Annotated in this window: 13 protein-coding genes; 12 read left to right on the forward strand and 1 reads right to left on the reverse strand. The window is 55.5% G+C overall.

The window, feature by feature from the left end:
• Positions 1-10 precede the first annotated feature (10 nt).
• A complete protein-coding gene (gene uraH, locus QMG27_RS09410; protein ID WP_281810795.1) occupies positions 11-367 on the reverse strand; it encodes a hydroxyisourate hydrolase in 357 nt (118 codons plus the stop codon).
• A 106-nt stretch (positions 368-473) separates the two neighbouring features.
• On the opposite strand from uraH, the gene QMG27_RS09415 reads away from it, so the two are divergent.
• From QMG27_RS09415 to QMG27_RS09470, 12 genes are all read left to right on the forward strand, one after another.
• A complete protein-coding gene (locus QMG27_RS09415) occupies positions 474-1,142 on the forward strand; it encodes a GntR family transcriptional regulator (RefSeq protein WP_281810796.1) in 669 nt (222 codons plus the stop codon).
• Positions 1,143-1,162: 20 nt separating this feature from the next.
• The gene (gene puuE / locus QMG27_RS09420) at positions 1,163-2,134 is read left to right on the forward strand and encodes an allantoinase PuuE (protein WP_281810798.1); all 972 of its coding nucleotides are present in this window, start codon (positions 1,163-1,165) and stop codon (positions 2,132-2,134) included.
• Positions 2,135-2,150: 16 nt separating this feature from the next.
• On the forward strand, positions 2,151-3,908 hold the full coding sequence (gene uraD, locus QMG27_RS09425; protein ID WP_281810799.1) for a 2-oxo-4-hydroxy-4-carboxy-5-ureidoimidazoline decarboxylase: 1,758 nt from the start codon (positions 2,151-2,153) through the stop codon (positions 3,906-3,908).
• A 36-nt stretch (positions 3,909-3,944) separates the two neighbouring features.
• Positions 3,945-5,195 carry a M20/M25/M40 family metallo-hydrolase gene (locus QMG27_RS09430; protein ID WP_281810800.1) on the forward strand — a complete coding sequence of 417 codons (1,251 nt, stop codon included), beginning with the start codon at positions 3,945-3,947 and terminating at the stop codon, positions 5,193-5,195.
• A 318-nt stretch (positions 5,196-5,513) separates the two neighbouring features.
• The gene (locus tag QMG27_RS09435; RefSeq protein WP_281810801.1) at positions 5,514-7,001 is read left to right on the forward strand and encodes a nucleobase:cation symporter-2 family protein; all 1,488 of its coding nucleotides are present in this window, start codon (positions 5,514-5,516) and stop codon (positions 6,999-7,001) included.
• A gap of 195 nt (positions 7,002-7,196) precedes the next feature.
• Complete coding sequence (locus QMG27_RS09440) at positions 7,197-7,886, forward strand: TerC family protein (protein ID WP_281810802.1); 690 nt, start codon at positions 7,197-7,199, stop codon at positions 7,884-7,886.
• A gap of 246 nt (positions 7,887-8,132) precedes the next feature.
• Positions 8,133-9,167: an ABC transporter substrate-binding protein gene (locus tag QMG27_RS09445; protein WP_281810803.1), complete on the forward strand. Its 1,035-nt coding sequence runs from the start codon at positions 8,133-8,135 to the stop codon at positions 9,165-9,167.
• Between the two features lie 15 nt (positions 9,168-9,182).
• A complete protein-coding gene (locus QMG27_RS09450) occupies positions 9,183-10,007 on the forward strand; it encodes an ABC transporter ATP-binding protein (RefSeq protein WP_281810804.1) in 825 nt (274 codons plus the stop codon).
• A 2-nt stretch (positions 10,008-10,009) separates the two neighbouring features.
• Complete coding sequence (locus tag QMG27_RS09455) at positions 10,010-10,777, forward strand: ABC transporter permease (RefSeq protein ID WP_281810805.1); 768 nt, start codon at positions 10,010-10,012, stop codon at positions 10,775-10,777.
• A gap of 197 nt (positions 10,778-10,974) precedes the next feature.
• Positions 10,975-11,550 carry a hypothetical protein gene (locus QMG27_RS09460; protein WP_281810806.1) on the forward strand — a complete coding sequence of 192 codons (576 nt, stop codon included), beginning with the start codon at positions 10,975-10,977 and terminating at the stop codon, positions 11,548-11,550.
• Between the two features lie 8 nt (positions 11,551-11,558).
• On the forward strand, positions 11,559-13,202 hold the full coding sequence (locus QMG27_RS09465; RefSeq protein ID WP_281810807.1) for an ion transporter: 1,644 nt from the start codon (positions 11,559-11,561) through the stop codon (positions 13,200-13,202).
• An 85-nt stretch (positions 13,203-13,287) separates the two neighbouring features.
• Complete coding sequence (locus QMG27_RS09470; protein ID WP_281810808.1) at positions 13,288-14,199, forward strand: ion transporter; 912 nt, start codon at positions 13,288-13,290, stop codon at positions 14,197-14,199.
• Positions 14,200-14,202: the final 3 nt, after the last annotated feature.

Genomic DNA, 14,202 nt, shown 5'->3' on the forward strand with positions numbered 1-14,202 from the left:
TAAGTTGAACTCAAGAACCGCGATAGGTCGAGTAACTCCACGGGCTCACCAACAAGGGCACGTGGTAGTGCTGGTCGGTGTGGGCCACGCCAAAGTCAAGGCTGACTTGGTTTAAAAAATTGGGCTCTGGCAATTCAACGTTCTTAGAGGCAAAGTAGCCCTTCACATCAAACACCAAGCGGTAGGTGCCTTTTTTCAAGCTGTCGTTGTCGTACAGCGGGCCGTCGGGGTTACGACCATCGTGGTTCAAGTGGAACGACTTGACCAAGGTGGCGTGGCCGTCCTCGGCGGTGGTGAACAACGACACTTTCATGCCCGCTGCAGGGCCGCCGTGCATGGTGTCTAAAACGTGTGTGCTCAATCCCATGAAATGCTCCGAAAATGGTTAGCGACCGACTTGGTCGACTGAAAGTGTATACAATTTTTCCATTTAGGTCTATCATGGACCTCAGTGAATTCGCCGGAGACCCAACATGGACAGCTCAACCGCCACCCGCAGCATTGTGGATGCCCTCACCAAAGCCATTGTGGAGCACCGCCTGCACCCCGGCACCAAACTGGCCGAGCAAAAGCTGGCTGATCACTTTGGTGTGTCACGCACCCTCATTCGTCAGGCGCTGTTTCAACTTGTGCAAAAGCGCCTCATTCGCATGGAGCCCGCACGTGGCGCGTTTGTGGCCACGCCCTCTTCTGATGAAGCCCGCCAAGTGTTTGCTGTACGACGCATGCTGGAGCTTGAGATGACGCGCAGTTTTGTGCGCCACGTCACCCCCGCACAAATCAAAGCACTCAAGGACCACGTGGCCGAAGAGAAAGCCGCCGTCAGCCGAGGCGATGTGCCTGGCCGCACCGATTTGCTAGGCGACTTCCACGTGCGCATGGCCGATTTGATGGGCAACCAAGTCCTCGCCCAAATCTTGAGCGAACTTATTTCACGCTGCGCCCTCATCACGCTGATGTACCAAAGCAGCAATGCCGCCGAACACTCAGCCGAAGAGCACGCGGAAATCTTGAAAGCCATCGTGGCCAAAGACGAAAAGCTAGCCGTCAAGCTGATGGACGAACACTTGCGGAACGTGGAAGAAGGCTTGGCCCTCGACCGCAAAGTGCCTAGCAACGACATTGCCATGGCTTTGTCTTAAATCTTTTGGAGTTCAACCGCATGTCTAACCCCAAAGCCATTTACGACAGCACCGCCGCCTACCCCCGCGACTTGGTGGGCTACGGCCGCAATGTGCCCCACGCCCAGTGGCCGGGCCAAGCCCGTATTGCGGTGCAATTTGTACTGAACTACGAAGAAGGCGGCGAGAACGCCACGGTGCACGGCGATGCTGGCAGCGAAATGTTTTTGAGCGAGATGTTCAACCCGCCCAGCTTTCCAGACCGCCACTTGAGCATGGAAGGTATTTACGAATACGGCTCACGCGTGGGCGTGTGGCGCATCCTGCGCGAGTTTGAAAAACGCGGCCTGCCCCTCACCGTGTTTGGCGTGAGCATGGCGCTGGAGCGCCACCCCGAACTCACAGCCGCGTTTGTAGAACTAGGCCACGAAATTGCCTGCCACGGCTACCGTTGGATCAACTACCAAACCATTGACGAAGCCACCGAACGTACGCACATGAAGCAAGGCATCGAGATCATCGAGCGCCTCACCAGCACAACACACGGCAACAGCATTCATGGCGCAGGCTGGTACACCGGCCGTGACAGCCCCAACACCCGCCGCCTCGTGGCCGACCACGGCGGCTTTGAATACGACAGCGACTACTACGGCGAAGACCTGCCCTTTTGGATGAAGGTCAAAAAAAGCAATGGTGATGTCGTGCCCCAACTCGTTGTGCCCTACACACTCGACTGCAACGACATGCGTTTTGCCCTGCCCCAAGGCTTTAGCCAAGCGGACGACTTCTTTGTGTATTTGCGCGACAGCTTTGATGCGCTGTATGCAGAAGGTGACGAAGCCCCAAAGATGATGAGCGTGGGCATGCACTGCCGCTTGCTCGGCAAGCCCGGGCGCATTGTGGCCTTGCAAAAGTTTTTAGACCACATTGCCAAACACGACCGCGTGTGGGTGCCACGTCGCATCGACATTGCACGCCATTGGAAACAAGCGCATCCCTACAGCGGCAACTAAACAGCAGGACAACCCCATGAGCCACATCACGCTGAACCAAATCAACACCCTGCCCCACGCCGAGGCTGCGGCTTTGCTCACTGGCTTGTATGAGCACTCCGATTGGATTGCTGCGCAAGCTTTGGACATGCGCCCCTTCGCATCGGCTGCCGCGCTCAAACACGCGATGGTCAAGGTGCTCAACGACGCAGGCCGTGAACCCCAAGTCGCCTTGGTGCGTGCCCACCCCGAGTTGGCTGGCAAAGCGATGGTGAGCAAAAGCCTCACCGCTGAATCGACCAACGAGCAAACCAAAGCGGGCTTGACCAACTGCACCCCCGAAGAGTTTGCGCACATCCAGCAACTCAACGCCAGTTACAACGACAAGTTCGGCTTTCCGTTCATCTTGGCCGTGCGCGGCCCACGCGGCTCGGGCCTGAACAAACAGCAAATCATCAGCACCTTCGAGCGCCGTTTGCACAACCACCCCGACTACGAACTGGCCGAATGCTTGCGCAACATCCACCGCATTGTGGAGATTCGCTTGAACGACAAACTCGGCTACGAGCCCGCGCTGGGCCACGAGGTGTGGGACTGGCACGAATGGCTGGCCCAGTTCAGCGACGCACCCGATGCACTCACCGTCACCTACCTCACTGACGCACACCTGAAATGCGCCCGCACGATTGAGTTAGGCATGAAAGCGTGCGGCTTTGATGATGTGCGCATCGACGCCGTGGGCAACGTGGTGGGCGTCTACAAAGCTGCAACGCAAGGTGCCAAAACTTTGATGACCGGCTCGCACTACGACACGGTGCGCAACGGTGGCAAATACGACGGGCGCTTGGGCATCTTTGTGCCCATGGCCTGCGTGCGCGAGCTGGCCCGTGCGGGCCAACGTTTGCCCTTCAACCTCGAAGTCGTGGCCTTTGCCGAAGAAGAAGGCCAACGCTACAAAGCCACGTTCTTAGGCTCTGGTGCTTTGGTGGGCGACTTCAAACAAGAGTGGCTGGACCAACAAGATGCCGATGGCGTCACCATGCGCCAAGCCATGAAGCAAGCCGGCTTGAAGATTGAAGACATCCCTCAACTCACTCGCAACGCGGCTGACTACTTAGGCTTTGTGGAGGTCCACATCGAGCAAGGCCCTGTGTTGAACGAACTCGACATCCCGTTGGGCATCGTCACCTCCATCAACGGCAGCGTGCGCTTTGTCGGCGAAGTGGTAGGCATGGCCAGCCACGCAGGCACAACACCGATGGACCGCCGCCGTGATGCAGCGACTGCTGTATCCGAGCTTGCGTTGTACGTTGAAATGCGCGCCGCGCAAGAGCCGAACTTGGTGGGCACCATCGGCATGCTGACTGTGCCCAATGGCTCGATCAACGTGGTGCCGGGCCGCTGCCAATTCAGCCTCGACTTGCGCGCCACCACCAATGAGTTGCGCGACAGCCTAATGCACGATGTGTTGGCCGAACTCAAAGCCATTTGCGAACGCCGTGGCTTGCACTTCACCCTCGAAGAAACCATGCGCGCCAGCGCTGCACCAAGCGACGCCAAGCTGCAAGCTGCGTGGGAACACGCCGTGCAAAGCTTGGGCGTGCCCGTGTTCCACCTGCCCAGCGGTGCGGGCCACGATGCGATGAAGCTGCACGAAGTCATGCCACAAGCCATGTTATTTGTGCGCGGCCAAAACGCAGGCATCAGCCACAACCCGCTTGAGTCGACAACGAGCGACGACATGCAACTGGCCATCGACGCCTTCATGCACTTGCTGCAAAACACGCACGCTTAAAGCCTGCGCACCACCCATAACAACCAGAGACACACCATGAGCCAAACCCCATACGCCCAACTCGACGCTTGGATTGACGCGCACTTTGACGAGCAAGTGAAGTTCTTGCAAGCCTTGGTGCAAGTCCCCACCGACACGCCCCCCGGCAACAACGCCCCCCATGCCGAGCGCACCGCCGAGTTGCTCCAAGGCTTTGGCTACGAAGCTGAAAAGCATGCCGTGCCGAGCGACGAGGTGAAGGCCTATGGTTTGGAAAGCATCACCAACCTCATCGTGCGTCGCAAGTTTGCTGAAGGCGGCAAAACCATTGCGCTCAACGCCCATGGCGACGTCGTGCCCCCGGGTGACGGCTGGACCCACAAGCCTTACGGCGCAGAGATTGAAAACGGTGCCATGTATGGCCGCGCCACAGCGGTGAGCAAGAGCGACTTCTCCACCTTCACTTTTGCAACGCGCGCATTGGAGTCACTCGGCCTTCCATTGAAAGGCTGCGTCGAACTTCACTTCACCTACGACGAAGAATTCGGCGGCGAAAAAGGTCCAGGCTGGTTGCTCTCACACGGCTTGACCAAACCCGACTTGATGATTGCAGCAGGCTTCAGTTACCAAGTGGTCACCGCCCATAACGGCTGCTTGCAAATGGAAGTCACCGTGCAAGGCGAAATGGCGCATGCCGCCATTCCCGACAGCGGCACCGATGCGCTGCAAGGCGTGGTGCATATCCTGAATGCGCTGCACGCGCTCAATGAGGACTACAAAAAAGTTACCTCCAAGATTGAAGGCATCACCCACCCTTATCTGAACGTGGGGCAAATCAGCGGGGGAACCAACACCAACGTGGTGCCAGGCAAAGTCGTGTTCAAACTCGACCGCCGCATGATTCCCGAAGAGAACCCTGCCGAGGTGGAAGCGTCAATTCGCCAAACCATTGAGCAAGCCGCTGCCTCCTTCAACCCACCGCGTGGCGGCAAGCAACTCAAGGTCGACATCAAACGGCTCTTACTCGCCAAAGCCATGGTGCCGCTCGCTGGCAACAAGCCTTTGGTGGACGCCATTCAAAAACATGGCGGCGAGTTGTTTGCCGAACCCATCCCCGCTGTGGGCACACCGCTCTACACAGATGTGCGTTTGTATGTGGCGCAGGGCATCCCCGGCGTCATCTACGGCGCAGGCCCACGCACGGTCTTGGAGAGCCACGCCAAGCGCAACGATGAGCGTGTGATGTTGGAAGATGTGCGTCGGGCGACCAAGGTGGTGGCGCGCACTCTCTTGGATTTGTTGAGCTAAATCTAACTCGTGGGGGCTCTCTCCGGATAGGGTTGAGCCACTTGGGTACGGCGGCCGCCTCATGCTGGAGTACCAGAAATCGTTGGCCGCCGTACCCAAGCGGCTCAACTGTTTCATCTGAAAAACTGCTCGCCGCAGTCTGTAGGTGGAGGCAGTGGGCAGGTGACGATTTCTGGTACTCCAGCATGAGGAACCTGCCCACTGCGTCCACCTTCAGCGAGCTCAGCAAAACAAAAGCAGAAATAGGGTTTCTCCTTAAAACAACCCAAGGCAATTTTGTATACAGTTTTGTATGCGAAAAATCCTCAAGGAGAACCGATGACCCAATCCACTCACCCCGTCGACGAACACTTGCCCACCGGCAAGCTCGCCGCTCTCGGTCTGCAACACGTGCTCGTCATGTATGCAGGCGCTGTGGCTGTGCCACTCATCGTTGGCCGTGCTTTGAAGCTCAGCCCCGAACAAGTGGCCATGCTTATCTCTGCTGACTTGTTTGTGTGTGGCTTGGTCACGCTCATTCAGTCGTGGGGCGCTACACAATGGTTTGGTATTCGCTTGCCCGTGATGATGGGCGTGACCTTCGCCGCTGTTGCGCCGATGGTGGCCATGGCTAACGCCAACCCCGGCGACGCAGGTGCACAACTCATCTTCGGTGCCATCATGGGCGCAGGTGCCATCTCGATATTGATTGCACCGCTGGTCAGTCGCATGTTGCGCTTCTTCCCACCCGTGGTGACCGGCACCATCATTGCCGTCATCGGCATCAGTTTGATGCGCATTGGCATCAACTGGATTTTTGGCAACCCCTTCGGCCCCACTGCACCCTCCATCGTCAACCCAGAACACGCCAAGTGGCTGGCTGACGCTGCTGCGGCTGCATCAGCCCCCGGCTCCACCTTGCCTGCAGTGCCTAAAGATTTGGCCCTGATGGCCAAGATGCCCAACCCCAAATACGCTGACCTCACTGGCGTGGGCATTGCCGCATTGGTGCTGGGCTCCATTTTGTTGATTGCCAAATACGCCAAAGGCTTCATCGCCAACATTTCGGTGCTCTTGGGCATCATCATTGGTGGCATCGTGGCCACCAGCATGGGCTTGATGAACTTTGACAAAGTGGGCAAGGCCGACTGGTTTGGCATCGTCACACCGTTCCAATTTGGTATGCCTGTGTTTGACCCCGTGCTCATCCTCACCATGACTTTGGTGATGATCGTGGTGATGATCGAATCCACCGGCATGTTTTTGGCGTTGGGCGAAATGACTGACCGTCATGTCGACCGCCCTGCACTCACCCGTGGTCTGCGCACCGACGGCTTGGGCACGCTGATTGGCGGCATCTTCAACACCTTCCCCTACACCAGCTTCTCGCAAAACGTGGGCCTCGTTGCCGTCACGGGCGTGAAGAGCCGCTTTGTGTGTGTGGCTGGCGGCATCATCCTCATCATCTTGGGCGTGATTCCTAAGATGGCAGCTTTGGTTGAGTCGCTCCCCACCGTCGTCTTGGGCGGCGCTGGCTTGGTGATGTTTGGCATGGTGGCGGCCACCGGCATTCGCATCTTGGGTGGTGTGGACTTCAAGAACAACCGCTACAACAGCTTGGTTGTCGCCATCTCCATCGGCATCGGCATGATTCCGCTGATTGCGCCTAACTTCAAGCAATGGATGCCCCACAACCTGCACCCACTGATTGAGTCTGGCATCTTGTTGGCTTCGTTGTCTGCTGTGTTGTTGAACTTGTTCTTCAACGGCGCGTCAGAAGACGAATCCGCAGCAGTAGCCGCAGCCCGTCAAGCAGATAGCCACTGATCGGCGCTCACGCTCTGTTGAAAAGCCCGTCAAAATGACGGGCTTTTTCTTTGAGGACTGCACAGCGCATACAGCGTCAGGTGTCGCATAAGCAGTAATACCAACGCCTCGGCTCTACTCGGCCGTTACACTCGTATCTCAATAAGCGGCCACCTCGGCACACCAAAACTAGACACCTCTTGGAGCACATCAAACATGGAAATTCTGCAAAGCACTGACTTCTGGTTGGGCTTGATGCTGATCATTTGGATCAACATCATCTTGTCAGGCGACAACGCTGTGGTCATCGCATTGGCCGCGCGCAGCTTGCCTCCCGAGCAACAAAAGAAAGCCATCTTCTTTGGTTCTGGCGCAGCGGTGGTGTTGCGTATTGGCTTGACCGTGGTTGCGGCCAAGTTGATGACTTTGGAATACCTGCAAATTATTGGCGGTTTGTTGCTGCTGTGGATTGGCGCGCAATTGTTGGAAGCCGAAGAAGAAAGCGATGAAGAAGCCAGCGAGCACAGCAACTTGTTTGCCGCCATTCGCACCATCTTGATCGCTGACTTGGTCATGAGCTTGGACAACGTGATTGCCGTGGCTGCTGCAGCCAAGGGCGACGAAGTGTTGCTCATCATCGGCTTGGCTATCAGCATTCCGTTGGTCATCTTTGGTAGCACCTTGATGATCAAACTCATGGAGCGCTTCCCCATCATCATCACCCTAGGTGCCTGTTTGATCGGCTGGGTGGGCGGCGAAACCGTGGCCAACGATGTGGTCCTTAAAGAATTTGGCCAAGCCAATACATGGTTCCACATGGCATGTGCTGCCGCAGGTGCTGTGATCGTGTTGGGCTGGGGCAAATTCAAGTCTGCACAACATCACAAGGCTGTAGAAGCTGAATAAGCCAATCTGCTTTTTCACTACGACCCAAGAGCCAGCCTTCGTGCTGGCTTTTTTCATACCCGCATGAGCGACGAGGAGCGCACCGCAAAAGTGCAGCTCCCTGTGTTGGTGCATCGTCAGCTTGTATACAAACCAAAGTCGCGCACAATTTGCGCTCAACACCACGCAATCGGGCGCACACAGCAGGCACCTTTATTGCAAGGTCGTATACATCGATCCTTTCTCATTTTGTTTTCAGAGGCCCTCATGATCAAACGTACCTTCATCAAAACCACCCTCGGCTTGGCACTGGCTGCCAGTTTTGCAGGCGTTTCAGCGCAAACCACACCTTTGAAATTCCAACTGGACTGGCGCTTTGAAGGCCCTTCCGCCTTCTTCTTGGTGCCCGCCGCCAAAGGTTATTTCAAAGATGCGAAGTTGGATGTAACCGTGGACGCTGGCAACGGCTCTGGCGGCGCGGTCAACCGCGTGGCTTCTGGCGCTTATGACGTGGGCTTTGCAGACTTGGCTGCCTTGATGGAATTCCACGCCAACAACCCAGACGCACCCAACAAACCTGTGGCCGTGATGATGGTCTACAACAACACGCCCGCTTCGGTGATGGCCTTGAAAAAATCAGGCATCAAAACCCCAGCTGATTTGGCAGGTAAAAAACTGGGTGCTCCCGTTTTTGATGCAGGCCGTCGTGGCTTCCCCATCTTCGCCAAAGAAAACAAAGTGGGCACCGTCAACTGGGTGTCCATGGACCCACCCCTGCGTGAAACCATGTTGGTTCGCGGCGATGTGGACGCCATCACTGGCTTCACTTTCACATCGTTGCTCAACATCGAAGCACGCGGCGTGAAAGCTGAAGATGTGGTGATCATGCAATACCCAGACTTTGGCGTGAAGTTGTATGGCAATGCCATCATCGCTTCCCCCAAGCTGATCAAAGAGAACCCCGCCGCCCTCAAAGCTTTCTTGGCCGCCTTCGCCAAGGGCGCCAAAGACGTGATCGCTGATCCCGCCAAAGCCATTGAAACCGTCAAGGCACGCGATGGCATCATCAATACCGAACTCGAAACACGCCGCTTGAAGTTGGCAATTGACACCGTCATCAACAGCCCTGACGCACGCGCTGAAGGTTTTGGTCAAGTCAAAGGCCCTCGCCTGAGCTTGATGGCCTCTCAAGTGTCTGATGTGTTCAACACCAAAACCCGCGTGAAGGCAGAAGACATTTGGAACGGTTCGTTCTTGCCCACGGCCAAAGAACTCGACGTGTTGCCCAAAGGCAAAAAGTAATTTAGGCACTGTTGCATGACCGCATCTCCTGAACACTTTGTTGATTTCCAAAATGTCTGGCTGGCCTACAACGACGAGTTGTTAGCGCAAAACCACTTTGCGGTAGAAGACATCAACCTGCAAGTCACACAAGGCGAGTTCATCGCCATCGTGGGGCCTTCGGGTTGTGGAAAGTCCACCTTCATGAAGCTCACCACGGGTTTGAAAAAGCCCAGCCGTGGCACGATTCATGTGGATGGTCAGCCCGTCAACGGTCCGCTCAAAATCAGTGGCATGGCTTTCCAGTCGCCTTCGCTCTTGCCCTGGCGTACCACGCTAGACAACGTGTTGCTGCCCTTGGAAATCGTGGAGCCCTACCGCTCCAACTTCAAAGCTAAAAAAGCCGAGTACGAAGCCCGCGCCATTGCCCTGCTGCAAAGCGTGGGATTGACAGGCTACGAGCGCAAGTTTCCATGGGAGCTGTCTGGCGGCATGCAACAACGCGCCAGCATTTGCCGTGCGCTGATTCACGAGCCCAAGATGCTGTTGCTCGACGAGCCCTTTGGCGCGCTCGACGCCTTCACCCGCGAAGAGCTGTGGTGCACGCTGCGCGACTTGCAAGCGGCGCAAAAGTTCAACGTCATCTTGGTCACCCATGATTTGCGCGAGTCGGTTTTTTTGGCTGACACCGTGTATGTGATGAGCAAGAGCCCAGGCCGCTTTGTGGTCAAGCGCCACATCGACCTGCCCCGCCCGCGTGACTTGGAAGTGACTTACACGCCCGAGTTCACCGACATCGTGCACGAACTGCGCGGCCACATTGGGGCCATGCGCAAAGACGGCGTCAACTTGGGGCAATGAAGATGAATCAAAAACAACTTGAAAAATGGGCGCCCTGGGGCTTGCTGGTTTTCACGCTGGTGGTGTGGCAAGTGCTGTGCACGGCGCTGAATGTGTCTGAGTTTGTGTTCCCCTCGCCGCTGCGCATTTGGGAGCAAATGGTCGAGTACCGCGATGTGATTGCCGGCCACGCTTGGCGCACCTTCTGGGTGACCATGGTCGGCTTTGGCATTGCCATCGTGGTGGGCGTGTTGCTGGGCTTTGTCATTGGAAGCTCGCGCTTGGCCTATGCCGCCGTGTACCCGCTCATGACCGGCTTTAACGCGCTGCCCAAAGCGGCGTTTGTGCCGATCTTGGTGGTGTGGTTTGGCATTGGCGTAGGCCCGGCCATCTTGACCGCATTCCTCATCAGCTTCTTCCCCATCATGGTCAACATCGCGACCGGTTTGGCCACCTTAGAGCCTGAGCTCGAAGACGTGTTGCGCGTGCTGGGTGCCAAGCGCTGGGACGTGTTGGTGAAGGTGGGCTTACCCCGCTCGTTGCCATACTTCTACGGCTCGCTCAAAGTGGCCATCACCTTGGCGTTTGTGGGTACCACCGTGTCAGAGATGACCGCTGCCAACGAAGGCATTGGCTACTTGCTCATCTCCGCAGGGTCGGCCATGCAAATGGGCTTGGCGTTTGCGGGCTTGGTGGTGGTGGGTGCGATGGCCATGGTCATGTACGAGCTCTTTAGCTGGGTGGAGAAACACACCACGGCTTGGGCGCACCGAGGCTCGCAAAACCACTGAGGTTTGAGAGACAAAAAAGCCGCTTCGAGAGCGGCTTTTTTACGTCTTTAATATTCATTAAAAACACTAACTTCGCCGAATATCTAGTGTTAATTCGATAAATTCGCGTTATTTGCGAATATCATCAAACCCACTTTCGCCCGGCTCAAATAACCCTATGTTGAAGCCGGATTTCCTTTACTTGAATGGCGATACCCATGGCATCTTCCACAGATCACACCTCCGAGCATCAACACCTCGGCACAACCACCGCAGACAAGCTCTTTATTGCCTTTTTGGTGCTCGTTGTTGCTGCCGTCACCTTATTGGGTGTCGTCAACTACAAAGAAGCCATCAAGGTTGAAACCTCCAAAAGCAATGGCGAGGCTTGGGTGGCATGGCTGACCGAAACCGGCGCCACACGCTTTGAAGCTGATACACAACACCCAGCCTGCAAAGGCGGCGTCAAACCAGCGGCCGATGCCAAAGCTGGTACACCCGGCACTTGGGGCGCTTGTTTGACTCACATCTTGGAAACCACCGAGCTGAAAGATCAAATCAACCCATTCTTCAACGTAGCGCCTCACTTTGTGGCCGCTTGCGATCCCAAAGACCGTACGTTGATGGGCGCCATCCTGTTAGAAGACTTGATGCCGACACCTCCCGGTTCAGCCACCCCATTCGTGGCCTCTCAACTGGTTGAGACGGATGCCATTGACTACAAGATGCAACTGCGTTTGTCCGTATGTGACAAAGGCGGCTATGCCATCAAAGTTGCTGAATTTGAATTCTGAGGTCTGACATGAATACCACGACAAAACAAGACAAATTCCTGGAAGACCTCGACGTCAAATCCATTCTGGGCCAAGACGAAGAAGCCAACATCGACCGCAACTTGCCGATGCGCAAGTGGCTCTACTCTTGGTTGCTGGATCCAAACATCCCCGGCAACTTCCAAAAAGAACTCGACAAGTGGATCAGCTACTTGATCATCGGTAACTTGTTCAGCCTGATGTTTGAACACGTGCCAGCGGTGTATGAGCCCTACCGCACCTGGTTTGAGCTGTTCGACATCTTCTCAGTGGCCGTGTTCACCATTGAATACGCCTTGCGCTTGTACCTCGCTCCTGAAGACGAGGAATTTAAAAACCGCAAGCATGCGCGCTTTAGCTTCGTCACAAGCCCCTTTGCCATCATCGACTTCTTGGCTGTGGCTCCTTTCTACTTGAAAGCCTTCATTCCAATCGATTTGCGCGTGTTGCGATTCCTGCGACTCTTGCGAATCTTGAAGTTGTTCCGTGTGTTGATTCCAGCGCTGGCTGAATTCAAAGAGCTCAACAAGAACCGCACCTTCCGTCAAAAAGTGCATGCACTCGTGTTCCCCAGCGAGTACGGCGGCACCATGCAACACATTTTTGAAGTGTTCATTGGCGTATGGGTGATCTTGTCTGTGATGGCCGTGATCTTGGAATCCGTCAAGAGCATCAACTACATCTTGCATTTGCAATTCGTCATCTTGGACGCCGTGGCTGTGGCCATTTTCACAGTTGAGTACTGCATGCGCATGTACGCTTGTGTGGAAGAACCTGGCTACAAAGGTGCCTTCTTGGGTCGTTTCCGTCAGGCCAAGAATCCATCGACTTTCATCGACTTCTTGGCGATCTTGCCCTTCTTCTTAGAAGTGTTCCTGCATCACCTCATCGACTTGCGCTTCTTGCGAGTGTTCCGTTTGGCACGATTGCTCAAACTCACACGCGGCAGCGATGCGACCGCCGTGTTGGTCAAAGTGGTGGTGCGCGAGTGGCCAGTGATGGGCGCTGCCACCTTCATCATGATGTTGCTGTTGGTCTTGACCGCCAGCTTGGGCTACTTGTTTGAATACGACGCTCAACCTGAGAAGTTCGAGAACATCCCCACCTCTATCTACTGGGCGGTCATTACCTTGGCCTCTGTGGGTTACGGTGACATTTCACCCGTCACGCCCATGGGCCGTGCCATGACCAGCGTCTTGGCGCTGTTGGGCATTGGTATCTTCGCCATCCCTGCTGCGTTGTTGGCTTCTGCCTTCAGCGACGAATTGGTGAAAGAACGTGACCAATTGAAAGCCAACTTGTTTGCCATTTTGAAAGATGGCCACATCAGTGAAGCAGAAGCCGCCATCATCCGTGCAGAAGCCAAGCGCCTGCATTTGACGGTGGAAGAAGTGAACAAGCTGATTGAGGTGGTGATCAAAGAGCACGAGCTCGAAGAGCGCAACCCGCTGCCCATCCACAAGATTGCCGAAAACCCAGCCTTGGCTGTGGAGCATTACAAAGTCCTGTTGGGCCAGATTCGTCAACTCGGCGTGCAAGTCGATGCTGCGCAGTTTGACCAAGCAGCTCAACAAGGCGAGCGTCTGTCTGCCAACGAATTTGCCTTGTGGCAAAAAATTCAAGGTAAGGCTTAAGCCCCAAACAAAGCGGCCACGCTTGACTGTGTGGCCGCTTTTCTATTCCAACACGACCTACCTTCCCATTCGTTAGACCCTCGCAATGACTACAGGTTTTAAAAACACCCTGATGGAAATACTGGACGGCTCGCCCAAACATACGGCGAGCCGATACGTGGAGTGGCTCATCACCCTTGTGGTGCTGGTGAACTGCTCGGCGGTGATTCTTGATTCCGTTCCAGAAATTCACGCTGAATTCAAAGACTTCTTCCACGAGTTGGAGTTTTGGAGCGTGATGTTCTTTACCGTGGAATACATCGCACGCGTGTGGTCTTTGGGCGCCAAATACAGCCGAGAAAACGGTGGCGCATGGAAGGGACGTTTCGAATACATGTTCAGTGCATTTGGCTTGGTGGACTTTTTTGCCACCATGCCTCACTACATGCACATGTTCTTCCCGACGCTCGATTTGCGTATCTTGCGTGTGCTGCGACTGCTGCGAATTTTGAAGCTCTCCAAGTACAACACAGCGCTGCAAGACTTGTTTCACGCCATCCACTCAGAGCGTCAAGCGTTTGGCTCTGCTGTGTTTTTGCTGACCATCGCCACCATTGTGTCGGCCTCTTTGATGCACTTTGCAGAAGGCCACCATCAGCCCGAGTTTTTCGGCACGATTCCTCACTCGATCTACTGGTCGATCGTGACCATCACTTCCGGCTATGGCAACGTCGAACCGATGACCAAAGCGGGCGAAGCCATCGCACTGATCACCGGCTTCTTGGGCGTGTGTATGGCCGCCATCATGACCGGTATCGTGGCCTCAGCGTTCTCCAACCAAGTGGCACGCAAGAAAGCCGCGTTTGAGGCTCAACTGCGCGAAGTCTTCAAAGACGGCAATATGTCCGAAGAAGAGCAAGAAACATTGAAGCGTTTGCAAGCGCACTACCGCCTGTCAGATGAACAAGTCGAAGCCATGATGCTTCGCGCCAAAAACAAATCGTCCGCCAAGGACTGAGCG

The organism is Limnohabitans sp. MORI2, from assembly GCF_027925025.1.
GTDB lineage: Bacteria > Pseudomonadota > Gammaproteobacteria > Burkholderiales > Burkholderiaceae_C > Limnohabitans.

Bases quoted from the DNA above. Each gene is read 5' to 3' on its own strand.
- QMG27_RS09415 (WP_281810796.1), top strand. From the start codon at position 474: ATGGACAGCTCAACCGCCACCCGCAGCATTGTGGATGCCCTCACCAAA.
- QMG27_RS09445 (WP_281810803.1), top strand. From the start codon at position 8,133: ATGATCAAACGTACCTTCATCAAAACCACCCTCGGCTTGGCACTGGCT.
- QMG27_RS09435 (WP_281810801.1), top strand. From the start codon at position 5,514: ATGACCCAATCCACTCACCCCGTCGACGAACACTTGCCCACCGGCAAG.
- QMG27_RS09450 (WP_281810804.1), top strand. From the start codon at position 9,183: ATGACCGCATCTCCTGAACACTTTGTTGATTTCCAAAATGTCTGGCTG.
- uraD (WP_281810799.1), top strand. From the start codon at position 2,151: ATGAGCCACATCACGCTGAACCAAATCAACACCCTGCCCCACGCCGAG.
- QMG27_RS09465 (WP_281810807.1), top strand. From the start codon at position 11,559: ATGAATACCACGACAAAACAAGACAAATTCCTGGAAGACCTCGACGTC.
- puuE (WP_281810798.1), top strand. From the start codon at position 1,163: ATGTCTAACCCCAAAGCCATTTACGACAGCACCGCCGCCTACCCCCGC.
- QMG27_RS09470 (WP_281810808.1), top strand. From the start codon at position 13,288: ATGACTACAGGTTTTAAAAACACCCTGATGGAAATACTGGACGGCTCG.
- QMG27_RS09440 (WP_281810802.1), top strand. From the start codon at position 7,197: ATGGAAATTCTGCAAAGCACTGACTTCTGGTTGGGCTTGATGCTGATC.
- QMG27_RS09455 (WP_281810805.1), top strand. From the start codon at position 10,010: ATGAATCAAAAACAACTTGAAAAATGGGCGCCCTGGGGCTTGCTGGTT.
- QMG27_RS09430 (WP_281810800.1), top strand. From the start codon at position 3,945: ATGAGCCAAACCCCATACGCCCAACTCGACGCTTGGATTGACGCGCAC.
- QMG27_RS09460 (WP_281810806.1), top strand. From the start codon at position 10,975: ATGGCATCTTCCACAGATCACACCTCCGAGCATCAACACCTCGGCACA.
- uraH (WP_281810795.1), bottom strand. From the start codon at position 367: ATGGGATTGAGCACACACGTTTTAGACACCATGCACGGCGGCCCTGCA.